The 24,051-nt window shown below is 71.7% G+C and carries 17 protein-coding genes; 7 read left to right on the forward strand and 10 right to left on the reverse strand.

The window, feature by feature from the left end; all coding sequences use genetic code 11:
• Positions 1-119: 119 nt before the first annotated feature.
• A complete protein-coding gene (locus tag ABZV42_RS20380) occupies positions 120-2,405 on the reverse strand; it encodes a helix-hairpin-helix domain-containing protein (protein ID WP_356053020.1) in 2,286 nt (761 codons plus the stop codon).
• Positions 2,402-3,385, reverse strand: coding sequence for an aldo/keto reductase (locus ABZV42_RS20385; RefSeq protein ID WP_355984463.1), 984 nt, complete (start codon positions 3,383-3,385; stop codon positions 2,402-2,404). Before ABZV42_RS20385 ends, ABZV42_RS20380 begins: the two co-directional genes overlap by 4 nt.
• A gap of 187 nt (positions 3,386-3,572) precedes the next feature.
• Between ABZV42_RS20385 and ABZV42_RS20390 the strand changes: the two genes are divergently transcribed.
• Together ABZV42_RS20390 and ABZV42_RS20395 are read left to right on the forward strand one after the other, a co-directional pair.
• On the forward strand, positions 3,573-4,628 hold the full coding sequence (locus ABZV42_RS20390; protein ID WP_355984464.1) for an LLM class F420-dependent oxidoreductase: 1,056 nt from the start codon (positions 3,573-3,575) through the stop codon (positions 4,626-4,628).
• A gap of 261 nt (positions 4,629-4,889) precedes the next feature.
• Positions 4,890-5,678 (forward strand): ferritin-like domain-containing protein, encoded by a 789-nt coding sequence (locus ABZV42_RS20395; protein WP_356053124.1) that lies wholly within the window; start codon positions 4,890-4,892, stop codon positions 5,676-5,678.
• A 10-nt stretch (positions 5,679-5,688) separates the two neighbouring features.
• Here the strand turns inward: ABZV42_RS20395 and corA are convergent, their stop codons facing one another.
• Positions 5,689-6,687 (reverse strand): magnesium/cobalt transporter CorA, encoded by a 999-nt coding sequence (corA, locus tag ABZV42_RS20400; protein WP_355984550.1) that lies wholly within the window; start codon positions 6,685-6,687, stop codon positions 5,689-5,691.
• A 98-nt stretch (positions 6,688-6,785) separates the two neighbouring features.
• Here corA and ABZV42_RS20405 point away from each other — a divergent pair, with 98 nt between their 5' ends.
• From ABZV42_RS20405 to mshC, 4 genes are all read left to right on the forward strand, one after another.
• On the forward strand, positions 6,786-7,472 hold the full coding sequence (locus ABZV42_RS20405; protein WP_355984466.1) for a histidine phosphatase family protein: 687 nt from the start codon (positions 6,786-6,788) through the stop codon (positions 7,470-7,472).
• A 117-nt stretch (positions 7,473-7,589) separates the two neighbouring features.
• The gene (locus ABZV42_RS20410) at positions 7,590-8,180 is read left to right on the forward strand and encodes a DUF3090 domain-containing protein (RefSeq protein WP_326788750.1); all 591 of its coding nucleotides are present in this window, start codon (positions 7,590-7,592) and stop codon (positions 8,178-8,180) included.
• Complete coding sequence (locus ABZV42_RS20415; RefSeq protein WP_355984467.1) at positions 8,144-8,971, forward strand: SCO1664 family protein; 828 nt, start codon at positions 8,144-8,146, stop codon at positions 8,969-8,971. The genes ABZV42_RS20410 and ABZV42_RS20415 overlap by 37 nt, the downstream gene beginning before the upstream one ends.
• Before the next feature lie 105 nt (positions 8,972-9,076).
• Positions 9,077-10,306, forward strand: coding sequence for a cysteine--1-D-myo-inosityl 2-amino-2-deoxy-alpha-D-glucopyranoside ligase (mshC, locus tag ABZV42_RS20420; RefSeq protein ID WP_355984468.1), 1,230 nt, complete (start codon positions 9,077-9,079; stop codon positions 10,304-10,306).
• A 97-nt stretch (positions 10,307-10,403) separates the two neighbouring features.
• On the opposite strand, the gene ABZV42_RS20425 is transcribed toward mshC, so the two are convergent.
• The 7 genes from ABZV42_RS20425 to ABZV42_RS20455 form a co-directional block, all read right to left on the reverse strand.
• A complete protein-coding gene (locus ABZV42_RS20425) occupies positions 10,404-11,003 on the reverse strand; it encodes a hypothetical protein (protein WP_355984469.1) in 600 nt (199 codons plus the stop codon).
• A gap of 63 nt (positions 11,004-11,066) precedes the next feature.
• Positions 11,067-12,812 (reverse strand): S8 family peptidase, encoded by a 1,746-nt coding sequence (locus tag ABZV42_RS20430; protein ID WP_356053022.1) that lies wholly within the window; start codon positions 12,810-12,812, stop codon positions 11,067-11,069.
• Between the two features lie 416 nt (positions 12,813-13,228).
• Positions 13,229-14,347: a PAC2 family protein gene (locus tag ABZV42_RS20435; RefSeq protein ID WP_356053025.1), complete on the reverse strand. Its 1,119-nt coding sequence runs from the start codon at positions 14,345-14,347 to the stop codon at positions 13,229-13,231.
• Positions 14,348-14,641: 294 nt separating this feature from the next.
• Positions 14,642-16,258 (reverse strand): glycerol-3-phosphate dehydrogenase/oxidase, encoded by a 1,617-nt coding sequence (locus tag ABZV42_RS20440; protein ID WP_355984472.1) that lies wholly within the window; start codon positions 16,256-16,258, stop codon positions 14,642-14,644.
• Between the two features lie 19 nt (positions 16,259-16,277).
• Positions 16,278-17,816, reverse strand: a complete 1,539-nt coding sequence (glpK, locus tag ABZV42_RS20445) for a glycerol kinase GlpK (RefSeq protein WP_355984473.1) — start codon at positions 17,814-17,816, stop codon at positions 16,278-16,280.
• 145 nt (positions 17,817-17,961) lie between these two features.
• Positions 17,962-18,750, reverse strand: a complete 789-nt coding sequence (locus ABZV42_RS20450; RefSeq protein WP_355984474.1) for an MIP/aquaporin family protein — start codon at positions 18,748-18,750, stop codon at positions 17,962-17,964.
• Positions 18,751-19,370: 620 nt separating this feature from the next.
• Complete coding sequence (locus ABZV42_RS20455) at positions 19,371-20,135, reverse strand: IclR family transcriptional regulator (RefSeq protein ID WP_355984475.1); 765 nt, start codon at positions 20,133-20,135, stop codon at positions 19,371-19,373.
• Positions 20,136-20,401: 266 nt separating this feature from the next.
• Between ABZV42_RS20455 and metH the strand changes: the two genes are divergently transcribed.
• A complete protein-coding gene (metH, locus tag ABZV42_RS20460) occupies positions 20,402-23,929 on the forward strand; it encodes a methionine synthase (RefSeq protein ID WP_355984476.1) in 3,528 nt (1,175 codons plus the stop codon).
• The last annotated feature ends 122 nt before the right edge of the window (positions 23,930-24,051 follow it).

The following is a 24,051-nucleotide window of genomic DNA, read 5'->3' on the forward strand; positions in this document are numbered from 1 at the left end:
GGCACCCCGACGCCGTGCCGCTGGCCCTGGAGGTCACCGACCCCGCGTCGGTCGCGGCCGCCGCCGCACGGGCCCAGGGCCCGGCCCCGGGGCCGGGCCGTGCGGCTCCCGGTGGTGGATCAGTCCACCGTCGGCGTCTGTGCCTTCAGCAGGGCCTGGAGGCGCGTCGTACGGGGCTTCTGGGAGACCTCCACCACCGCGTGCGGCAGCGCCTGCTCCACCCCCTGCACGACGGAGAGATGACGCTCGGCCCGCCCGAAGGCCGTGTAGATCCAGGGCCTGGTCAGGGCCGCCGCCGCGTCGCCCGGGAGCACCACGACCGCGGCGGGCCAGCGCAGCCCCACCGCCTGGTGCGCCGTGAGCGCCCAGCCGTGCCGCACGGTCTGCTCCACCCGCTCCTTCGGTACGACCACGGGGGCGCCCGAGCAGTCCAGGTGCAGACCCTCGGCGTCGGCCCTCACCACACGTCCCGGCAGCGCCCGGCCCGTGGCGGGGGAGTGGACGATCCTGTCGCCGGGGTCGAAGCCGCCGAAGCGGCCCGGACCGGGGTTCAGCCGCTCCTTGAGCGCGGCGTTCAACGCGCGGGTGCCGGCCGCGCCGCCGTGCCCCGGGGTGATGACCTGTGTCTGCTCGGCCGGGATGCCGATCGCGCGCGGCACCGAGTCGGCGACGAGCTGAACCGTGCGGTGGACCGCCTCGCCCGCGTCGCGCACCGGGACGATCACGACCTCCTTGCCCGGCGCCTCGACCTGGTTGAGCTCTCCGATGCCGATTCCGGAGACCAGCTCGCCGATGGGCCCCGGGTCAGGGGTCCGCGAGGCCGCCTGAGGGCAGACGCGGGCGGCGAGCAGGTCCGCGAAGACCCGGCCGGGGCCGGCCGACCACAGCACCCCCGGATCACCGCTCAGCACCAGGCGCGCCCCGTCCGGCAGCGACTCCACGAGCATCGCGGCCGTCTCGACGTCGAGCTGCGGCGCGTCGAGGACGACCAGGACGTCCAGGTCCAGGGCGCCGTCCGCGTCCCGGCCCGGCCCCTCGGCGCCGGAGAGAAGTCCGGCGACCGTGGCGGCCCCGGTCGCCGCGCCGACGGTGGCGCGGTCCGCGGAGTCCTCGGCCCGATCGTGCCGGACCGTCCGGGCCGCGAAGTCGTCGCGCCCGCCGGAGGTGTGCGCGGCGGCCCAGCCGCGCAGCCCGAGCTCGCGTGCCGCGTGCAGCAGCGCCGCCGCCTCCGACCGCGAGGCCTCGCCGCCGGTGTGGAGGATCAGGCCGTTCGTGCCGGCCGCGCGGACCAGCTCTCCCGCGGCGCGGGGGGCCGAGGCCGCGGCCCGCTCCCAGTCGGCGGCCGAACCGTCCTCCTTCGGCACCGAGTTCATCAGCCGGGCGAGTCCGTCGGCGAGGCTCTCCTCGGCCAGCGCGTACCGCTCCAGGCCGATCAGGACGCGCACCGGGCGCTCCTCGGGCTCCTCCGTCTCGTCCTGGGCGGCGGAGGCCGGGGGAGCGCTGTCCAGCGCGTCCTGGAAGACCAGGGCCTCGCCCTCCGCGAGAGCGTTCTGCACGGCCGTGTCCGGGTCCGGCACCGAGCGCTGGGAGAGCGCCGCGGTCAGGGCCGGGGCGTCCAGCGCGGTGTGCCCGGCGACGGCCGCCTGCTCCAGCAGCCACACGGTCAGCGCCGTGCCACGGCGTTCGTCGTCCGGGCCGCACTCCGCGCCGAGCAGCGCCCGGGCGAACCCGTCGGCCTGCTCGGGCCGCACTCCGGGCGCCCGCAGCAACTGCCAGGGATCCTCACGCAGTCGATCCTCGGCGCCCTCGCCCAGAACCGCGACGACCGATGCCGCGAGTGCTTCGGGGGCACCGGCCCCGGCCAGCACGGCACGGACGGCGGCGACGGCTTCCGGGGCCGCGCCCGGTGCCGGTGCGGCCGGTGCCGGGACCGGCTGCGGTCGTCGTACGGGCTCCGGCGCGGCTCTGCGCGGGGCGGGGTCCGGCTCCTGGAACGCGGTGGCCACGGGCTTCTCGCCGCTCTCCACGGCCCGTACGGCCGCGAGCAGGTCCGCCGCCGTGCCGCTGAGCTTGCCCCCGGCCGCGATCGGCGCCCGCTTCTCCGCCTTCCGCCGCTCGATCCGCTCCCGCTCCACCCGCTGGGCCGCCAGTTCGGCGGCGGCCTCGGACACCTGCGCGCCGCCTTCGCCGCCTTCGGCGTCCTTGCCGTCGCCCGCGTCCGTGCCCTCGCCCCCGGAAGCGTCCTCCTCCCCGGAGGCGTCACTCTCCTCGGCGAGATCCCCGTCCCCGGAGCGCGCGTCCGCCCGGTCCACGTGCTCGCCCGTCGGCTCAGGGGCACCGGCTGCCGTGTCCGCGCCCGGCGTCCCCGGCTCCGCGTCCTGAGTGGTCTCGGGCTCCGTGCTCACAGCGTGCTCCAGTCGTGATCGGGATAGTGGTGCACCGGGGCCGACACGTCGTCGAGCGCCCGGCAGATCTCGTCAGGAAGACTAAGCGTCTCCACTGACAACGCGGCCGCGAGCTGCCGTGCGTTGCGCGCGCCGACGATCGGGGCGACGACCCCGGGCCGGTCGCGCACCCAGGCGAGCGCAACCTGGAGGGCGCTCACGGCGAGGCCGTCCGCCGCGGTCGTCACCGCCTCCACGACACCGCTCGCCGTTTCGTCGAGATACGGGGCGACGAAGGGCGCGAGGTGTTCCGAACCGCCCCGGGAGTCGGCCGGTGTGCCGCCCCGGTACTTTCCGGTGAGCACACCGCGCCCCAGCGGCGAGGAGGGCAGCAGGCCGACGCCCAGGTCCAGGGCGGCGGGCAGCACCTCCCGCTCGATGCCGCGCTGCAACAGGGAGTACTCCATCTGGGTACTGGCCAGCCGGGTGCGTATACCGGGCGCGGCGAGCTGCCAGGTGGCGGCCTTGGCGAGCTGCCAGCCGCAGAAGTTGGACACGCCCGCGTAGCGCGCGCGGCCGCTGCTGACGGCCAGGTCGAGGGCCTGGAGCGTCTCGTCGAGGGGTGTGTCGGGGTCGTAGGCGTGCACGTGCCACACGTCCACGTGGTCGGTGCCCAGGCGGGCGAGCGAGGCGTCCAGGGCCGACAGCAGATGACTGCGCGAGCCGTCGAAGCGGCGGTCCGGCTCGCGCACGCTCCCCGCCTTCGTCGAGATGACCAGGTCCCGGCGCGGAATGAGCCCTTCCATCAGCTGTCCGAGGAGGTACTCGGCTTCCCCGTCGCCGTACACGTCCGCCGTGTCGACGAGGTTCCCGCCCGCTTCCCAGAACGTCTTCAAGAGGTCCGCGGCGTCATGCTCGTCGGTGTCCCGTCCCCAGGTGAGGGTGCCGAGCCCGATCCGGGAAACACGCAGGCCGGTACGGCCGAGATGCCTCTGCTCCATGGACGCCGAGATTACTGTCCGGCACCGGCGGTGTGGGGCCCTGTGGACAACGGAAATCCCGGCGGCGGACCGCACGGCGGCGCACCGCGTCCGGACCCGGAAGGAGAACGTGCCGCTCCCCGCCCGGGGGCCCGCACGCTAGGGTCTCGGGCACAAAGGACGTTACTGATCGGTAAGGGGATCGGCCATGCAGCTCGGAATCAATCTCGGCTACTGGGGCGCCGGAATGGACGCGGACAATCTCGCCGTGGCCCAGGAGGCCGACCGGCTCGGATACTCCGTCTGCTGGGCCGCCGAGGCCTACGGCTCCGACGCGGCCACCGTGCTCAGCTGGGTCGCCGCCCAGACCGAGCGCATCGACGTCGGTTCGGCCATCTTCCAGATCCCGGCCCGCCAGCCCGCGATGACCGCGATGACCGCCGCGACGCTCGACTCGCTGTCGGGCGGCCGCTTCCGCCTCGGCCTCGGCGTCTCCGGCCCTCAGGTCTCCGAGGGCTGGTACGGGGTCAAGTTCGACAAGCCGCTGGCCCGCACCCGCGAGTACGTGGAGATCGTGCGCAAGGCCATGACGCGGGAGCGGCTGTCGTACGAGGGCGAGCACTGGACCCTGCCGCTGCCGGGCGGACCGGGCAAGCCGCTCAAGCTGACCGTGCACCCGGAGCGCGAGCACATCCCGCTGTACATCGCCGCGATCGGCCCGAAGAACCTGGAGCAGACCGGCGAGATCGCCGACGGCGCGCTGCTCATCTTCCCCTCGGCCGAACACCTCGAGGACACGGCGATCCGGCACCTGCGCGCGGGCCGTGCGAAGGCCGGCAAGACGATGGAAGGGTTCGACGTCTGCCCGACCCTCCCGCTCGCCGTCGGCGCCGACAAGGACGTCCCCGCGCTCGCCGACATGTTCCGTCCGTACACCGCGCTGTACGTCGGCGGCATGGGAAGCCGCAAGCAGAACTTCTACAACCAGCTCGCCCAGCGCATGGGCTACGAGAAGGAGGCGGCCGAGATCCAGGACAAGTACCTGTCCGGCGACAAGGAGGGCGCCGCCGCCGCGATCCCGCACGCCCTGATCGACCAGACGACGCTCCTCGGCTCCGTGGACCGCATCGCCGACCGCATGAAGGCCTACGCCGCCGCCGGGGTCGACACGCTCACGCTGGCCCCCGCGGGCTTCACGCTCGAGGACCGCCTCGCCTCGCTGCGGGCCGGCACCGACGCCCTGGAGCGGGCCGGACTCGCGTAACCGCGGCGGAATCGCCGCCGGGGGACTCGCACGACCCCGGCGGAACCGCCGCCGGGAGGTTTCTGCGGCCGTGGTGGGGGCTCGGGGGTCTTCCCCGCCACGGCCGTCACGAGGAACAACGCACGGGCGGCCCCTTGGTTACGCGCCCGGACCCGCTTCTCCGTCCATCGTTCGGCGGATTTGTCGGATACATCGGTTGCCAGGTCACGAACAACCCATTTGACTCGTTTTCTGCACAACTCTGCAGAGAGGGTGTCAATGATGCTGTCCGCCAAGAGCCTGTTCCAGGAAATCCTCGACAACGACGAGTCCTACCGCCTCTTCTGCTCCATCGCCGCAGGCGGCGAGTCACAGGGCGGCTGGGAGAACGCCCGGATCGCCGCACTGGCCCCGGCGGGCGAAAGCGCACTCGCCCCCAAGATCGCCCGGCACGGCGCCGACGAGGACAAGCACGGCCGGATCTTCAACGCCCTCATGAAGAAGCGCGGCCTCGAACCCGTCGAGGTGCCGCCCGACACCGACTACACGATGCTCCTGGAGCGCCGCGGCATCGGCCTGGCGCACGACAGGCTCAAGAGCGATCAGCCCCTCACCGTGCGGGACATCGTCACGTATCTCGCCCACAGCCGGGTCACCGAACAGCGTGCCTCCGAGCAGATGGACCTGCTGCGCCGGCACTTCGCCGACCATCCCGACATCGGCCGCGCGGTCAGGATGATCGCGGCCGACGAGGACAACCACCTCGCCTACTGCCACGAGGAACTGCTGCGCTTCGCCCACGCCGGCCACGGCCGCGCCATCCAGCGAGTCCTGCGCGAGTGCGCGCTCGCCGAGATCCGGATCTACCGGGACGTCAGCCTCGCCGTGATGGCCCGCATGGGCCGCGTCCTCGGCTGGTCGAGGGCCAAGGCGGCCGTCCTCGCCGCGGGCATCCACGCCGTGTACGTCTACGAGCGGGCCGCGGGCTGGCGCCGGATGGTCACCCTGAAGATGCCCGAGCGGCGCGGCGCCCTGAACGGCCCCGCGACGACGGCACCGGAATTCGCATGAAACGACGCTCCTACAGCCAGCCCCGCCGCTTGAAGAGCCGGAACAGCAGGATCTCCAGGACGACCATCAACCCGATCACCGCCGGATATCCCCACACCCAGTGCAGCTCCGGTATGTGGTCGAAGTTCATGCCGTAGATCCCCGCGATCATCGTGGGGACCGCGGCCATGGCCGCCCACGCGGAGATCTTCCGCATGTCGTCGTTCTGCCGCACGCTCATCTGCGCCAGATGCGCCGACAGGATGTCGGACACCAGCCGGTCCAGCGCCTCCACGGACTCGTTGACCCGCATCAGGTGGTCGTTGACGTCGCGGAAGAACGGCAGCGCCTTGTCGTCCACGAACGGCACGGCCGCCACCTTCAGGCCCGAGCCCGAGAGCCGGCCCAGCGGCATCGCCAGCGGCACCGTCGCCCTGCGGAACTCCTGGACCTGCCGCTTGAACGCGTAGATCCGCGAAGCGGTGTTCCGCGACCCGCCGAGCTGCGGCGAGAAGACCTCCGCCTCCAGCTCGTCCAGATCGGTGCCGAGCTCGGTCGCCACCTCCAGATAGTGGTCCACCGTGGCGTCGGCGATCGCGTACAGCACGCCCGTCGGCCCGTGCCGCAGCATCTCCGGATCCGACTCCAGACTCTGCCGGACCCGCTTGAGGGGCGACTCCTCGCCGTGCCGCACGGTCACCACGAACGAGTCGCCCACGAAGACCATGACCTCGCCGGAAGTGACGGTGTCGCTGCGCGCCTCGTACGACACCGGCTTGAGGACCACGAAGAGCGAGTCCTCGTACACCTCGAGCTTGGGGCGCTGATGGGCCTTGAGGGCGTCCTCGACCGCCAGCGGATGGAGCCCGAACTCCTGCGTGACCAGGTCGAACTCGTCCTCCGTCGGCTCGTGCAGACCGATCCACACGAAGGAGTCACCCCCGGCGCGGCACTGTGCCAGGGCGTCGGACAGGTCGTCGGCGCCCCCGGTGCGGCGGCCGTCGCGGTAGATGGCGCAGTCGACGATCACGGTGCGCATTCTCCCGCCGCCGTGGCCCCCTCGCACACCGGGGACCGCTTTCCACAGGGCCCGCCGCCTTTCGGGGCCGTCCGTTTACGCTGGGCCGCATGCCCACCCTGATCCTCGTCCGGCACGGACGCTCCACCGCCAACACCGCGGGACTGCTCGCCGGCTGGACACCCGGCGTCGCGCTCGACGAGCGCGGCACGCAGCAGGCCGCGGCCCTGCCCGGCCGGCTGGCCGGGCTGCCGATCGCCGAGGTCGTCACCAGCCCCCTCCAGCGCTGCCGGGAGACCGTCCAGCCGTTGCTGGAGGCCCGTCCCGAGGTCCCCGTCCACACCGAGGAACGCATCGGCGAGGCCCACTACGGCGACTGGTCGGGCCGCAAGCTCGCCGAGCTCAAGGACGAACCGCTGATGGACGTCGTCCAGGCGCATCCGTCCGCGGCCGCGTTCCCGGGCGGCGAATCGATGCGGGCCATGCAGACCCGCGCCGCCGAGGCCGTACGCGAGTGGAACGCGCGCGTGGAGCGCGACCACGGCGGTGACGCGGTCTACCTCATGTGTTCGCACGGCGACATCATCAAGTCGCTCGTCGCCGACGCACTCGGACTTCATCTCGACCTCTTTCAGCGGATCTCTGTCGAACCGTGTTCCATCACCGCGATCCGTTACACCCGGCTGAGGCCCTTCCTCGTGCGTCTCGGGGACACCGGTGATCTCGCCTCCCTCGCCCCGCGCGAGGAAACCCCGGGCGGCGACGCTCCGGTCGGGGGCGGTGCGGGCGCACCGTGATCGTCGGCCGCAGTAGGGTGAAGCGGTCGAACCAGCACAGTAGTTGTCAACCCGTTCTCAGCCGACGCGGGCCGGCGCCGTCAGCCGGCCCCCGTGCCGATTCAATGGAGACAGGACGTGTCCCGTCAGGTGTTCCTCTACGACCCCCCGGACCGTTTCGTGGCCGGTACGGTCGGGTTGCCCGGACGTCGTACCTTCTTCCTCCAGGCATCCTCCGGCCCCCGGGTGACGAGCGTGGCTCTGGAGAAGACGCAGGTCGCCGCACTCGCCGAGCGGATGGACGAACTCCTCGACGAGGTCGTCCGGCGCACCGGGGGCAGCGCCCCGGTTCCGGCGATGGCCCCGACCGAGGTGTCCGACACCGCGCCCCTCGACACACCCGTGGAGGAGGAGTTCCGGGTCGGCACCATGGCGCTGGCCTGGGACGGCGAGGAACAGCGCATGATCGTCGAGGCGCAGGCACTCGTCGAGGTCGAGGCGGAGTCCGACGAGGACCTCGCCGAGGCCGAGGAGCGGCTCCTCCAGGACGAGGAGAACGGCCCGCCCATGCTCCGCGTCCGGCTCACCGGCGCGCAGGCCAGGGCCTTCGCCAAGCGCGCGCTCGACGTCGTCAACGCCGGCCGGCCCCCCTGCCCGCTGTGCAGCCTCCCGCTCGACCCGGAAGGACACGTATGTCCGCGCCAGAACGGATACCGCCGCGGAGCGTGACCATCGCCGAGCTGCTCGCCCGGGGCGAGCTCGAGGTGCGCGGACAGATCCGCGAGGCCTCGAACGCGGTGCTGTACTGCTCCGTGTCCTACGAGGGCCGTGAGGTCTTCTGCGTCTACAAGCCCGTCGCGGGGGAGCGGCCCCTGTGGGACTTCCCCGACGGCACGCTCGCCCAGCGCGAGGTCGCGGCCTACGAGGTCTCCGAGGCGACCGGCTGGGGGCTCGTGCCCACCACCGTCCTGCGCGACGGGCCGTACGGCGAGGGCATGTGCCAGGTGTGGATCGAGCCCTTCGCCGCCGAGGACGGGGACGGGCTGCTCGCCCTCGTGGAGGGGGAGGAGCCCGCCGAGGGCTGGAAGGCCATCGGATTCGCCGAGGTCGGCGAGGGCGGCACGGCCCTGCTCGTGCACGCGGACGACGCCCGGCTTCGGCGGCTCGCGGTCCTCGACGCAGTGATCAACAACGCCGACCGCAAGGGCGGCCATCTGCTGCCCACGCAGGAGGGCCGCCTCTACGGCATCGACCACGGGGTCACCTTCAACGCCGAGAACAAGCTGCGCACCCTGCTGTGGGGGTGGGCGGGGGAGCCGCTGACGGACGAGGCACTGGAGGTCCTGGCCTCCCTGCGCGGCTCCCTGGCGCCCGGCGCCCCGCTGGCCACCCGCTTGGCCGAACTCGTCACCGGCGCCGAGATCGACGCCACACGCGCGCGGGTCGAGACGCTGCTCACCTCCGGCAGGCACCCGGAGCCGAGCGGGGACTGGCCCGCGATTCCCTGGCCCCCGGTGTAGCACGGCGGTTCGCCCGCACCGGGCGGTCCGCCGCGGGACGGGGTCCCAGGCCGACAGGTGCTGCCCGGTTCGTATACGGAAGTCCCGTCCGGTTAGGCTCATGACATGTATGCCTGGCCCGCTTCTGAGGTCCCCGCCCTGCCTGGTGAGGGCCGCGACCTCCGGATCCACGACACCGCGACCGGTGGGCTCGTCACCCTCGACCCCGGTCCCGTCGCCCGTATCTACGTCTGCGGCATCACGCCGTACGACGCCACCCACATGGGACACGCGGCGACCTACAACGCGTTCGACCTCGTGCAGCGCGTGTGGCTCGACACCAAGCGGCAGGTTCACTACGTCCAGAACGTGACGGACGTCGACGACCCGCTGCTGGAGCGCGCCATACGCGACGGCGTCGACTGGGTCGGCCTCGCCGAGAAGGAGACCGCCCTCTTCCGCGAGGACATGACCGCCCTGCGGATGCTGCCGCCCCGCCACTACATAGGCGCCGTCGAGGCGATACCCGGCATCGTGCCGCTCGTCGAGCGGCTGCGGGACGCCGGAGCCGCGTACGAACTCGAAGGCGACGTCTACTTCTCCGTCGAGGCCGACCCCGACTTCGGCAGGGTGTCCAACCTGGACGCCGGGGCGATGCGCCTGCTCTCCGCCGAGCGCGGCGGCGACCCGGACCGGCCCGGCAAGAAGAACCCCCTCGACCCGATGCTGTGGATGGCCGCCCGCGACGGCGAGCCGAGCTGGGACGGCGGCTCGCTGGGCCGCGGCCGGCCCGGCTGGCACATCGAGTGCGTCGCCATCGCCCTCGACCACCTGGGCATGGGCTTCGACGTCCAGGGCGGCGGTTCCGACCTCGCCTTCCCGCACCACGAGATGGGCGCCTCGCACGCCCAGGTGCTGACCGGTGAGTTCCCGATGGCCAAGGCGTACGTCCACGCCGGCATGGTCGCGCTCGACGGCGAGAAGATGTCGAAGTCCAAGGGCAACCTCGTCTTCGTGTCCCGGCTGCGGCGTGACGGTGTCGACCCCGCCGCCATCCGGCTGGCGCTGCTCGCGCACCACTACCGCTCCGACTGGGAGTGGACGGACAGCGTCCTCGAAGAGGCCGTCGCGCGCCTCGACGACTGGCGGGCCGCGGTGTCCCGCCCCGACGGGCCGTCCGCCGACGCGCTCGTCGCGGAGATGCGCGCCGCGCTCGCCGAGGACCTCGACGCACCGGCGGCGCTCGCCGCGGTCGACCGCTGGGCCGCGCTCCAGCACGAGAGCGGCGGCACGGACGAGGGTGCCCCCGGCATCGTCTCGCGGGCCGTCGACGCCCTCCTCGGCGTCGCCCTGTAGTACCCCGTCCCGCACCGCGCCCTGAGCGCGGCGGGACCCGAGAGTGCCGGGCGGAGAAGCTCCGCCCGGCACTCTCCATGTTCCTGGAGCCCCGTCCCTACCTGGTCACGATGACGGACTGGAGGGCACCGGTGCCGGTGTCGTAGATCCCGTGGACCTGCTGCCCGAAGGCGAAGGCCCGCTGGACCACCTCATGGGTCACCGGGTCGGGGTCGACGAGCCTGCGCCAGCCGTTGTCGATGAACAGGTACAGGGCCCGCGGCTGGCCGGGGAGCGGGGTCACGACATCCTGGAAGTGCTGGGCCGTGCCGATGGCCAGAGCCCGGGTCTCGACGGCGCTCTGAAGGATCAGCGGCTCGCCCTGCTGGATCTGCTGATGCTGCTGGATCTGGTGCTGCTGGCCGCCGAGCTGCTGGAGCAGTTGCTGGAACGGCGGCTGCTGACCGAGCTGCTGGAGCTGCTGCTGGAGGTGCTGCGGAACCTGCTGCCCGGTCTCGTGCCGGCCGAAGGGCTGCTGCGTCTGCTGCCCGAACGGCATCTGCGGTGCGAACGGCATCTGCGGTGCGAAGGACATCTGCTGTCCGATGGGCATCTGCTGCCCGAACGGCTGCTGTTGGGCGATGCCCTGCTGCTGGTAGGGCGACGTGCTCGGGTACTGCTGCTGTCCCTGCTGGCTCATCTGCGGGATCGTGCTCATGCGGGGTGCCACCTTCCATCCATGGTTGGTTGCGTTCCGTCTCGGTCCGGTGGGACCACGTCCTCAGCCCGTGACGACCAGGCCGACGATCTCGTCGTCCGCGAACCAGACCCGTACGTCGGGCCGTCCCCCCGCGAAGGCGGAGTGCACCGCCTGGCGGACCTCGGGGGACGGACGGTCGAGGTTGCGCCAGGCACCGGACACGTACAGCCGGAGCCTCGGCGGGAGTTCACGCGGATACGGCAGCAGCTCGTCCCAGTACCGCTCCGCCAGGCCCGAGCCGACCGCCTCCGGCAGCAGCCTGGTGACCGCCGCCCTGATGTCCGGCCGGCTGCCGATCCGCTGGGAGGCGGGCCGGCCCGGCGCGTCCTGCTGCGGGGAACCGGTGGCCCGCAGCAGGACGCGCGCACGTTCCGAGGACATCGGCGCCTGGCCCGCGGCCTTGAGCATGCCTTGCAGCGCGGCCAGGGCGCCGACCACCACCGGGGAGGCGGAAGAGGTCCCGGAGAACGTGTCCGTGTACCAGGCGATCTCCTCGGCCCCGCCCTGGAGATCGCCCGGCCGGTCCCAGAAGCCGCCGGTGGTCGTGACCTCACGCCCCCAGCCCTGCGCGTCCACACGCGCGCCGTAGTTGGAGAACGTGAGCCGCGAACGGTCCGGCCCGTGATCGCGGCCGTGGGTGCCGGGCGGCGGCGCCCCCGCCCCGACCAGGACCGCTCCGGAGGACGGGTTCGAGGGGTTGAAGGGATTGCGCCACCACTCGGGGAACTCCGCGGGCCGCCGTTCGTAGAGCGCGTCGTCGAGCGACTCGCCGCCGTTGCCGGCTGCCGCCACCACGAGGATGCCCCGGGCGGTCGCGTCCTGGATGGCGGCGAAGTCGTCGGGCCACCATTCGAGGGCGATGTAGCCCGCCTGGCTGTCGCGCTCCTCGAAGTCGAACCGGGGCCCCGGAGCGTGCAGTTCGACCAGGATGATGTCGCCCGGGCCCAGCCGCTCCGCCGCCGCGTGGATCGCCGCCGCCGTCCCGATGCCCTGGCAGGACGCGGCCGCGGTCACCGCCTCCGGCACGATTCCGGTGATCCCGTGCCCATCGCGGTCGCCGCCGATCACGCCGATCACGGCGGTGCCGTGATTGCGCCACGCGAGATCCGTGTGCGGTGTGCCGACGACCACGCCGGCGAGCTTCGACGCCAGGTCCTCGTGTCCGAGCTGCCAGGCGCCCTCCACGTCGATCACGGTCACGCCCTGGCCCGACCCGCCCGGCCGCTGCCACGCCCAGTGCGCGTCGACGCCCTCGGGCGCCGGGCGCAGATAGCCCTGCCTGCTGGTGAAGTCGGGGGTGACGGGCGCCCCTTCCTTCAGCCGCCGGCCGTCGTCGGCGCTCCGGCCGGTCCACGGCGCCGGTTCAGGCGACGCGGGGACGGCGCCCGGCTTCACGTACGCCGCCTCGATCCCGGGCAGCGCCGCGATCCGCGCGCGCAGTTCCTGGGCGCGGTTGCGCGCCCCGCGCAGCCGGTAGAAGAGCGCGAGGCCGGGCCCGCCCCCGGTGTCCGCCGGGGACTGCCGGAGCCGTTCCTCACTGCCGAACAGCGGCTCCAGGACGAGCTGTTCGTCACTGAGGAACATGTCCAGGGCCGAGACGTCGGCGCCCGCCGCCGAATGGACGCCGTCGGCCCGTGCGCGCAGCCTGGCCTCCGGACGGGCGACGACGATCAGCTCCTGCTCGGCTCCTCGGTAGGTGAATCCCGCTCCGTCGGGCCCCGGCCCGGACATTCCCGGGCCCTGCGCCGGCTGTACCTGGTCGGTCATCGCGTACCGCTCCCTTCGATCCCTGGGGTGCCGGTCCCTGCGTGTGCCGTTCGTTGCCTGAGCCGTGCCGTGCGTTGTCCTCCGGCCGGCTCCGTACGCCGACTCCCCTGGCGGGGCGGCGGCTTCGACGCACAACCTGGCACGCCGAAGCCATCCCGTCCACCGCGAATGCGCCAACTTGGTTTGAGGACAAGTTGAATTGGGCAACCTGTGCAATCCGTCCTGAAACAGATGTCACGCCGAATTCAGGCCGAAGGCCAACGAGACGGATGTCATGTGGCGGGGCGGGAGCGGTGGTTGAACGACGGGACCACGACCGCGGGACCGCCGCCCCGGGCGGGGGACGGGGCGGCGATACGGGTCCGGACAGCCGGAAGGGGCGGTACGCGCCGCGCGTACCGCCCCTTCCCGGCCTGTCAGTCCTCGGAGGAGTCCTCCGCGTCGGAGGAGCCGGAGGCATCCGGCGCGTCCGTGGACTCCGGCGTGTTCGACGCGCCCGAGCCGTCCTCGGAGCCGGACTCGCGGTCCCGGTCCCGGTCCTGGTCCTCGGCGTCCGTCCCGGTGTCCTGTCCGCTGCCGGACTCGGGGCGCTGTGTCAGCGGAGGCCGGGTGCGGCCACCGGGAGTGTCACGGAGGTAGGGGGCCGGCTCGCCGCTCTCCGTCGCGTGGCCCTGGGGCCCCGCCGCCGGACCGCCGCCGTCCCTGCGGCGCAGATACCGCTCGAACTCGCGGGCGATCGCCTCGCCGGACGCCTCAGGCAGCTCGGCGGTGTCCCGGGCCTCCTCCAGCGTCTGCACGTACTCGGCGACCTCGCTGTCCTCGGCGGCGAGCTGGTCGACGCCCAGCTGCCAGGCCCGCGCGTCCTCGGGCAGCTCGCCCAGCGGGATGCGCAGGTCGATGAGGTCCTCCAGGCGGTTGAGCAGCGCCAGCGTCGCCTTCGGGTTGGGCGGCTGCGACACGTAGTGCGGTACGGCGGCCCACAGGGACACGGCGGGCACGCCCGCGTGCGTGCACGCCTCCTGGAGGATGCCGACGATGCCCGTGGGGCCCTCGTACTTGGTCTCCTCCAGATCCATCGTGCGCGCCAGGTCGGAGTCGGAAGTGACGCCGCTGACCGGCACCGGACGGGTGTGCGGGGTGTCGCCGAGCAGCGCGCCCAGGATCACCACCAGCTCCACACCCAGTTCGTGCGCGAAGCCGAGCAGTTCGTTGCAGAACGAGCGCCAGCGCATCGACGGCTCGATGCCCCGGACCAGCACCAGATCGCGCGGCTTCTCGCCGCCGATCCGGACCACCGACAGTCGCGTGGTCGGCCAGGTGATCTTGCGTACGCCACCGTCGAGCCACACGGTCGGGCGGTTCACCTGGAAGTCGTAGTAGTCCTCGGCGTCCAGCGCCGCGAACACCTCGCCCTTCCATTCCCTGTCCAGATGCGCGACCGCGGCGGAGGCGGCGTCGCCGGCGTCGTTCCAGCCCTCGAACGCGGCCACCATGACTGGGTCGATCAGCTCGGGAACCCCCTCCAGCTCGATCACCCAGCGCCTCCTTCCGATCTGCCCTCGCGTACGCCTCAACCTTACGGCGTGCCGAGGGGACCTCCGCAGCCCCCTTGCACGGGGGAGTGAACGGATCACTGCCCCGTCCGGGGCCCGGAAACACGCGCGACCGCCACCGCGCCCCGCGCGCCCGCCCGCGCCGTCCCCGGCCAACTCGCCCGGAAAGCGCGCGCATTGCCCCGGCGGAAGGGGCCTCGGGACCGCGCGGTGCCCGCACACGGGTGAGAGGCGGCACCCCCCCGTGGGAGCCGCCCCTCACCCGGGTTCGGGCGCCTACTTGTCGTCGAGCAGGTCCTGGACCCTGCCGCGGACCTCGTCCGTGGCCAGACCGCGGATCGTCAGGGTCGTGCGGCGGCGCAGCACGTCGTCCGCCGTCTCGGCCCACTCGTTGTCCCGGGCGTAGACGACCTGCGCCCAGATCTCCGGGGCGTCCGGGTGCACGCGCTCGCCGAGCGCCGGGTTCTCGTTCGCCAGCCGGGCGATGTCGAAGGCCAGCGAGCCGTAGTGGGTGGCCAGATGCCGGGCCGTGTCGGCGGCCATGCGCGGGCCGGGCGCCGGGCCGTCCACCAGCAGCCGGTGCGCGACCGCGCGCGGGTTGGCGACACCGGGGAGCGGCATCCTCTTCGGCAGCTCGGAGATCGGCTCGAAGTCCTCGCCCAGCGGCCGGCCAGGCAGCGACTCCAGCTTCTTCATGACCGTACGGCCGATGTGCCGGAAGGTGGTCCACTTGCCGCCCGCGACGGACAGCATCCCGCCGCGGCCCTCCGTCACGACCGTCTCCCGCTTGGCCTTCGACGTGTCGCCGGGGCCGCCCGGCAGCACCCGCAGACCGGCGAAGGAGTAGGCGATCAGGTCGCGCGAGAGCTGCTGGTCGCGGATGGAGTACGCGGCCTCGTCGAGTATCTGGGCCGTGTCCTTCTCGTTGACCGAGACGTCCGCCGGGTCGCCCTCGTACGCCTCGTCGGTGGTGCCGAGCAGCAGCATGTCCTCCCACGGGAGGGCGAAGGTGATGCGGTACTTGTCGATCGGGGTGGCGAGCGCCGCCTTCCACGGGGCGGTCCGCTTCAGGACCAGGTGCGCGCCCTTGGACAGCCGGATGGAGGGGGCCGCGTTCGGGTCCTCCAGCTTGCGCAGGTGGTCGACCCACGGGCCGGTCGCGTTCAGCACGAGCCGGGCGTTCACGCCGAACTCGTCGCCGGACAGCCGGTCCCGCAGCTCCGCGCCCGTCACCCGGCCCCGGGCGAAGCGCAGGCCCGTCACCTCGGCGTGGTTCAGGACCGCGGCGCCCGACTCGACGGCCGCGCGGACCGTCATGAGGGCCATGCGGGAGTCGTTCATCTGGTCGTCGCCGTACACGGCCACGGCCTTGAGGTTGTCGGTGCGCAGCTCGGGCACGTCCTGCGCGGCCTTGGAGGGGCTGAGCAGATGTCCCACGCCGTCACCGAACGCCGACAGGGCGGAGTAGGCGAAGACGCCCGCTCCGAGCTTCGCCGCGCCGTGCGGCCCGCCCTTGTACACAGGGAGGTAGAACGTGAGCGGATTCGCCAGGTGGGGTGCCACCTGGCGGGAGACCGCACGGCGCTCGAAGTGGTTCTCCGCCACCAGCTTCACCGCGCCGGTCTGCAAGTAGCGCAGACCGCCGTGGAGAAGCTTGGAGGAGGCGGAGGAGGTGGCGCCGGCGAAGTCGCCGGCGTCGACCAGCGCCACCCGCAGACCGGACTGCGCGGCGTGCCAGGCGGTGGAGATGCCCAGGATGCCGCCGCCGATGACGAGGAGGTCGTACGTCGCCTTGGAGAGCTGCTCCCGGGTCTCGGCGCGGCTCGGGTTGGAGCCGGAGGCCGGGTGCGTACCGAGGGCAGGCACGGACTGCAGGGTGGACTGGCTGGTCATTGCGGTTTCTTACTCCTCGTCAGTTCTCGTCTTCGATCCAGCCCATGGTCCGCTCGACGGCCTTGAGCCAGCTCTTGTACTCACGGTCGCGGACGTCCGCGTCCATGTTGGGGGTCCATTCCGCGGCCCGGCGCCAGTTGGCGCGCAGGTCCTCGGTGTTGGTCCAGAAGCCGACGGCCAGACCGGCGGCGTAGGCGGCGCCGAGGCAGGTGGTCTCGGCGACCATCGGGCGCACCACGGGGGCGTCCAGGACGTCGGCCAGGGTCTGCATCAGCAGGTTGTTGGAGGTCATGCCGCCGTCGACCTTGAGCGCCGTGAGTTCGACGCCGGAGTCCTTGGTCATGGCGTCGCTGATCTCACGGGTCTGCCAGGCGGTGGCCTCCAGGACGGCGCGCGCGATGTGCGCCTTGGTGACGTACCGGGTCAGGCCGGTGATCACACCGCGGGCGTCGGGACGCCAGTACGGGGCGAACAGGCCGGAGAAGGCCGGCACGAAGTACGCACCGCCGTTGTCCTCGACCGAGGACGCGAGCGTCTCGATCTCGGCGGCGGACTTGATCAGGCCCATCTGGTCGCGCATCCACTGCACGAGCGAGCCGGTGACGGCGATGGAGCCTTCCAGGGCGTAGACCGGCTTCTGGTCGCCGATCCGGTAGCCGACCGTGGTCAGCAGGCCCGAGTACGAGTTGATGATCTTGTCGCCGGTGTTCATCAGCATGAACGTGCCGGTGCCGTACGTGGACTTGGCCTCGCCCTCGGAGAAACAGGTCTGGCCGAACAGGGCCGCCTGCTGGTCGCCGAGCGCGGAGGCGACCGGGATGCCGCCGAGCAGCTCGCCGAGCGGGCCGCCGGTGACCTCGCCGTACACCTCGGCGGAGGAGCGGATCTCGGGCAGCATGGCCAGCGGGACGCCGATCGACTCGGCGATCTTGTCGTCCCAGGCCAGGTTGTGCAGGTTCATCAGCATGGTGCGGGAGGCGTTGGTCACGTCGGTGACGTGCTTGCCGCCGTCGACACCACCGGTCAGGTTCCAGATGACCCAGGTGTCCATGGTGCCGAAGAGGATGTCTCCGGCCTCGGCGCGCTCACGCAGGCCCTCGACGTTGTCGAGCAGCCAGCGGGCCTTGGGGCCGGCGAAGTACGAGGCGAGCGGCAGACCGGTCTCGCGGCGGAAACGGTCCTGTCCGACGTTGCGGCCGAGTTCCCGGCAGAGGGCGTCGGTGCGGGTGTCCTGCCAGACGAGCGCGTTGTGGACGGGCTCACCGGTGTTCTTGTCCCACAGCAGCGTCGTCTCACGCTGGTTGGTGATGCCGATGGCCTTGATGTCGTCACGGGTGATGCCGGCCTTGGAGATGGCCCCGGCGACGACCTCCTGGACGTTGGTCCAGATCTCGGTGGCGTCGTGCTCGACCCAGCCCGGCTTCGGGAAGATCTGCTCGTGCTCCTTCTGGTCGACGGAGACGATGCGTCCGTCGCGGTCGAAGACGATGCAGCGCGACGAGGTGGTGCCCTGGTCGATGGCGGCGATGAAGGGGCCGGCGGTGTGTGCGTCGGTCACGGTGTGCTCCTGGTGTCCGTGGGAGAGGGGCTGTATACGGCGCGGTGCTTCAAAGCGGTGCTGTGCGGCTCATGGTGCATGGGACCTGTGCTGTGGGGCTCATGGTGCATGGGACGCGGCTTCCAAGCGTGCTGGAGCGGGGCTCCTAGGCGAAGGCGACGTTGTATATGCCTGCTGCGATCGCGCCGCCGATGAGCGGGCCGACGACCGGGATCCAGGCGTAGCTCCAGTCGGAACCACCCTTGTTGGGCAGGGGGAGCAGGGCGTGCACGATGCGCGGACCGAGGTCACGGGCCGGGTTGATCGCGTAGCCGGTGGGACCGCCGAGCGAGAGGCCGATGCTCACCACCACGAAGGCGGTGATCAGCGCGCCGAGCACGCCCAGGCCGTCGCCGTTGTTGTTCAGTCCCTGCGTGAGGATCGCGAGGATCAGCACCACGGTGCCGATGATCTCGGTGGCGAGGTTCTGCACGACGTTGCGGATCTCGGGGCCGGTGGAGAAGACACCGAGCACCGGGCCGGCGCCGGGCTCCTCGGCCTCGACGGCCTTCACCACCCGCTCCTCGGGAGCTCCGACGATCTCGCTGTCGGTGAGGTGCGCGAGGAACTGACCGTAGTAGGCGACCCACACCAGCGCCGCGCCGATCATGGCGCCGAGCAGCTGTCCGCCCCAGTACGTGGCGAGGTTGCTGTAGTCGTCGTTCTTGATCGCGAGCGCGAGCGTCACGGCCGGGTTGAGGTGCGCTCCGGAGAGCGGCGCCGAGATGTAGACCGCGGTCATGACCGCGAAGCCCCACCCGAAGGCGATGGCCAGCCATCCGGCGCCACGCGCCTTGGATGCCTTCAGCGTGACGGCGGCGCACACGCCACCGCCCAGCAGGATGAGAACGGCGGTACCTATGGTCTCGCCGATGAAGATGTCGGAGCTGGACACCCGCGACTCCTTTGTCCTTCGTCCAGGGGAAGCCGAACCCCGGGTCCCACCGGTGGTTCGTGCTCTCGGGGAGTGAGAGCGATCTCGGCCCTGGCATTGCCACACCCTAACGCCTATTGCCGGTAGGTGTTCGACAATGTCGACCGATGGACGGGAGTCTTGCTCTCGCTTCGGCACCTCGTCAAGGGTTCGGTTATCGAAAACGGGATCGTTATTGATTGCCGTGTGCTATCAGTGCGTCGCCGCACGTCCGAGGGCATACGAAGGAGGCCGGGAAGCATTCCGCTTCCCGGCCCCGACCCCTGTGGATCCCGGACCTCGTCCGGTGTGAAATGTGGTCCGTCGCACGTCGAAGCCGCCGGCGGCCGTTGCGCGCGCCAGGGCGCCCGGCGCGCGCGTCGAGGCGGCGCCGCGAAGGAGCGCGCCCGAGAGCGGTTCCGCGAACGGTGTACGTGCCGAGGTCGCCCGGCGGCCGGTGTATACGCCGGTACGGCTAGGCGAACGGCGTTCGCGCCGCCGCGGCCCGGCCGGCGAGCGGCGCGTCGGAACGGCCGGGCCGAACGGTGTCCGTGCCGCCCGGCGAGGTGCGCGTCAGAACGGCCGTGCTGGAGGTGTGCCGGTCAGAACCGGCCGGCGCCCAGGTCGCGCGACACCGCGCGGGCACAGTCCCGTACCGCGGCGATCAGGTCCGGGCGCAGCTCCCCGCCCTTGCACACCCGCTCCACGGCCCCGGTGATGCCCACCGCGCCCACCGGCATCCGCCGCCGGTTGTGGATCGGGGCGGCGACCGAGGCCACACCCGTCCAGGTCTCCTCGACGTCGTCCGCGTACCCCCGCGCGCGGGTCACGTCGAGGACACCCTCGAAGTCGTCCAGTTCGCTGATCGTCCGAGGCGTGAACGCCTTGCGCTCGACCTCCAGGACCTCGCTGTGCGCCACCGGGTCGTACGCCGACAGGACCTTGCCCAGGGCCGTGGAGTGCAGCGGCTGCATCGCCCCGACCTCCAGGACCTGACGGCTGTCGTCGGGCCGGAAGACGTGGTGCACGATCAGGACGCCCTGCTGGTGCAGCACGCCCAGGTAGACGCTCTCGCCGCTGGAACGGGCCAGGTCGTCGGTCCACACCAGGGCGCGCGCCCGCAGCTCGTGCACGTCCAGATAGGTGGTGCCCAGTCGCAGCAGCTCGGCGCCCAGCTGATAGCGCCCGGAAACCGGGTCCTGCTCGACGAACCCCTCCTGCTGGAGGGTGCGCAGGATGCCATGGGCCGTACCCTTGGCCAGGCCCAGCGAGGAGGCGATGTCGGACAGGCCGAGCTGCCGCTCGCCGCCCGCGAGCAGCCGCAGCATCGCCGCTGCCCGTTCGAGCGACTGGATGTTCCGTGCCATCGCCGTGCTGCCTCCGTCCCCTTCGGCCGTCGGCGCGACTACCGCTGCCGTTCGGCAATGTCGAACACTACCGGTCGTCACCGAGCTCCCGCCAATGGGTGGTCGCTCCACGTTCCGTCCGACTCCGGACCGCCGTCACCCACGCCACGCCCGTCCGCCTCGTGGACGCCCATGCCTGATCCGCGGCGCTCCGGGCTACCCTGACGGCGTGCGCCTTCCATGGGAAGCGCAAAGCCGACAGCCGTCGCACTCCAGGGAGCACCTTCATGGCCTCGTTGCCGAACCCGTCCCTTTCGTCCGGTCTTTCCGAGGGCCGGATGCGAACCGACGCACTCCGAGAAGCGCTCGCCACCCGTGTCGTGGTGGCCGACGGCGCGATGGGCACGATGCTTCAGGCGCAGGACCCCACGCTCGAGGACTTCGAGGACCTCGAGGGCTGCAACGAGATCCTCAACATCACCCGCCCCGACATCGTGCGCTCCGTCCACGAGGCGTACTTCGAGGTCGGCGTCGACTGCGTGGAGACGAACACCTTCGGGGCGAACCACTCCGCGATGGCCGAGTACGACATCGCGGAGCGCGTACACGAGCTCTCCGAGGCCGGGGCCAGGATCGCCCGCGAGGTCGCCGACTCCTTCGGCGCCCGCGACGGCCGCCAGCGTTGGGTCCTCGGCTCGATCGGCCCCGGCACCAAGCTGCCGACGCTCGGCCACGTCTCCTACGGCACCCTGCGCGACGGCTTCCAGGCCAACGCCGAGGGACTCCTCGCCGGCGGGGCGGACGCCCTGATCGTCGAGACCACCCAGGACCTGCTCCAGACGAAGTCCTCCGTCCTCGGCGCGCACCGCGCCATGGAGGCGACCGGCGTCCGCGTGCCCCTGCTGGTCTCCATGGCCTTCGAGACCACCGGCACCATGCTGCTGGGCTCCGAGATCGGCGCCGCCCTCACCGCGCTCGAGCCGCTCGGCATCGACATGATCGGCCTGAACTGCTCGACCGGCCCCGCCGAGATGAGCGAGCACCTGCGCTACCTCACCCGGCACTCCCGCATCCCCCTGCTGTGCATGCCGAACGCCGGCCTGCCCGTCCTGACGAAGGACGGCGCCCACTTCCCCCTCGACGCCGAGGGACTGGCCGACGCCCAGGAGAACTTCGTACGGGACTACGGCCTCTCCCTGATCGGCGGCTGCTGCGGCACGACCCCGGAGCACCTGCGCCAGGTCGTCGAGCGCGTGAACGGCGTCACGCCCCCCGAGCGCAGCCCCCGGCCCGAGCCCGGCGCCGCCTCCCTCTACCAGACGGTCCCGTTCCGCCAGGACACCGCGTACATGGCGATCGGCGAGCGCACGAACGCCAACGGCTCGAAGAAGTTCCGCGAGGCCATGCTGGAGGCCCGCTGGGACGACTGCGTGGAGATGGCCCGCGACCAGATCCGCGAGGGCGCGCACATGCTCGACCTGTGCGTCGACTACGTCGGCCGGGACGGCGTCGCCGACATGGACGAGCTGGCCGGCCGGTTCGCCACCGCCTCCACCCTGCCGATCGTGCTCGACTCCACCGAGGTCGAGGTCCTGCGCGCGGGCCTGGAACGCCTCGGCGGCCGGGCGGTCCTCAACTCCGTGAACTACGAGGACGGCGACGGACCCGACTCACGGTTCGCGAAGGTCACCCGGCTGGCGCAGGAGCACGGCGCCGCGCTGATCGCGCTGACCATCGACGAGGAGGGCCAGGCCCGTACCGTCGAGACCAAGGTCGCCATCGCCGAGCGGCTCATCGAGGACCTCACGTCCAACTGGGGCATCCACGAGTCCGACATCCTCATCGACACCCTGACCTTCACCATCTGTACGGGCCAGGAGGAGTCCCGGGGGGACGGCATCGCCACGATCGGGGCGATCCGCGAGCTCAAGCGCCGCCGCCCCGACGTACAGACCACCCTCGGCCTCTCCAACATCTCCTTCGGCCTCAACCCGGCCGCCCGCATCCTGCTCAACTCCGTCTTCCTCGACGAATGCGTCAAGGCGGGACTGGACTCGGCGATCGTGCACGCCTCCAAGATCCTCCCCATCGCCCGGTTCAGCGAGGAGGAGGTCACCACCGCCCTCGACCTCATCCACGACCGGCGCGCCGAGGGCTACGACCCGCTCCAGAAGCTGATGGCGCTCTTCGAGGGCGCCACCACCAAGTCGCGCAAGGCGGGCAAGGCCGAGGAACTGGCCGCGCTGCCGCTGGACGAGCGCCTCAAGCGGCGGATCATCGACGGCGAGAAGAACGGCCTGGAGGCCGACCTCACCGAGGCACTCCAGGACCGCCCCGCCCTCGACATCGTCAACGAGACCCTGCTCGACGGCATGAAGGTGGTCGGCGAACTGTTCGGCTCCGGCCAGATGCAGCTCCCGTTCGTGCTCCAGTCCGCCGAGGTCATGAAGAAGGCCGTCGCCCACCTCGAACCGCACATGGAGAAGTCGGACGCGGAGGGCAAGGGCACCATCGTGCTCGCCACCGTGCGCGGCGACGTCCACGACATCGGCAAGAACCTCGTCGACATCATCCTGTCCAACAACGGCTACAACGTCGTCAACCTCGGCATCAAGCAGCCGGTCTCCGCGATCCTGGACGCCGCCGCGGAACACAGGGCCGACGTCATCGGCATGTCGGGACTCCTGGTCAAGTCCACGGTGATCATGAAGGAGAACCTGGAGGAGCTGAACCAGCGGGGCCTGTCGGCCGACTACCCCGTCATCCTCGGCGGCGCCGCCCTGACCAGGGCATACGTCGAGCAGGACCTGCACGAGATCTACCAGGGCGAGGTCCGCTACGCCCGCGACGCCTTCGAGGGCCTGCGCCTGATGGACGCCCTCATCGGCGTCAAGCGCGGAGTACCCGGCGCGGTCCTGCCCGAACTCAAGCAGCGCCGGGTCCGCCCGGCCGCGTCCGCACAGGTCGAGGAACGGCCGCAGGAAGGACACGTCCGCTCCGACGTCTCCATCGACAACCCCGTACCGAAGCCCCCCTTCACCGGCACCCGCGTGATCAAGGGCATCCAGCTCAAGGAGTACGCCTCCTGGCTGGACGAGGGCGCCCTCTTCAAGGGCCAGTGGGGACTCAAGCAGGCCCGCGCCGGCGACGGCCCGACGTACGAGGAACTCGTCGAGACCGAGGGCCGGCCGCGACTGCGCGGTCTGCTGGACCGGCTCCAGCGGGACAACCTCCTGGAGGCCGCCGTGGTCCACGGCTACTTCCCGTGCGTCTCCAAGGACGACGACCTGATCATCCTGGACGAAAGCGGCAACGAGCGGACCCGCTTCACCTTCCCCCGCCAGAGCCGCGGCCGCCGGCTGTGCCTCGCCGACTTCTTCCGCCCCGAGGAGTCGGGCGAGACCGACGTGGTCGGCCTCCAGGTCGTCACCGTCGGCTCCCGGATCGGCGAGGAGACCGCCAAGCTCTTCGAGGCCAACGCCTACCGCGACTACCTCGAGCTGCACGGCCTGTCCGTGCAGCTGGCCGAGGCACTCGCCGAGTACTGGCACGCACGCGTGCGCTCCGAGCTGGGCTTCGCGGGCGAGGACCCGGCCGACGTCGAGGACATGTTCGCCCTCAAGTACCGCGGCGCCCGCTTCTCCCTCGGCTACGGCGCCTGCCCGAACCTGGAGGACCGCGCCAAGATCGCCCAGCTCCTGGAACCCGAGCGCATCGGCGTCCACCTCTCCGAGGAGTTCCAGCTCCACCCCGAGCAGTCGACCGACGCCATCGTGATCCACCACCCCGAGGCGAAGTACTTCAACGCACGGTGAGCACCCCGACGCGCCGCGGCACGCGCCACGACGCACACTGATCGGATAAGTCGTACACTGGTCGGTCCATCGCAGGCCGGTCGTCCCCTGGCTACAAGGGGGCGGCCGGCCTGATCGTCCCT

Source organism: Streptomyces sp. NPDC005281 (assembly GCF_040607495.1).
In the GTDB taxonomy this organism is placed as follows: Bacteria; Actinomycetota; Actinomycetes; order Streptomycetales; family Streptomycetaceae; genus Streptomyces.

Coding starts and splice junctions, on each gene's coding strand:
- ABZV42_RS20385 (WP_355984463.1), bottom strand. CDS start 3,385: ATGGAGCAGAGGCATCTCGGCCGTACCGGCCTGCGTGTTTCCCGGATC.
- mshC (WP_355984468.1), top strand. CDS start 9,077: ATGTATGCCTGGCCCGCTTCTGAGGTCCCCGCCCTGCCTGGTGAGGGC.
- ABZV42_RS20430 (WP_356053022.1), bottom strand. CDS start 12,812: ATGACCGACCAGGTACAGCCGGCGCAGGGCCCGGGAATGTCCGGGCCG.
- ABZV42_RS20390 (WP_355984464.1), top strand. CDS start 3,573: ATGCAGCTCGGAATCAATCTCGGCTACTGGGGCGCCGGAATGGACGCG.
- ABZV42_RS20415 (WP_355984467.1), top strand. CDS start 8,144: ATGTCCGCGCCAGAACGGATACCGCCGCGGAGCGTGACCATCGCCGAG.
- ABZV42_RS20455 (WP_355984475.1), bottom strand. CDS start 20,135: ATGGCACGGAACATCCAGTCGCTCGAACGGGCAGCGGCGATGCTGCGG.
- metH (WP_355984476.1), top strand. CDS start 20,402: ATGGCCTCGTTGCCGAACCCGTCCCTTTCGTCCGGTCTTTCCGAGGGC.
- ABZV42_RS20395 (WP_356053124.1), top strand. CDS start 4,890: ATGCTGTCCGCCAAGAGCCTGTTCCAGGAAATCCTCGACAACGACGAG.
- ABZV42_RS20405 (WP_355984466.1), top strand. CDS start 6,786: ATGCCCACCCTGATCCTCGTCCGGCACGGACGCTCCACCGCCAACACC.
- ABZV42_RS20440 (WP_355984472.1), bottom strand. CDS start 16,258: ATGACCAGCCAGTCCACCCTGCAGTCCGTGCCTGCCCTCGGTACGCAC.
- ABZV42_RS20425 (WP_355984469.1), bottom strand. CDS start 11,003: ATGAGCACGATCCCGCAGATGAGCCAGCAGGGACAGCAGCAGTACCCG.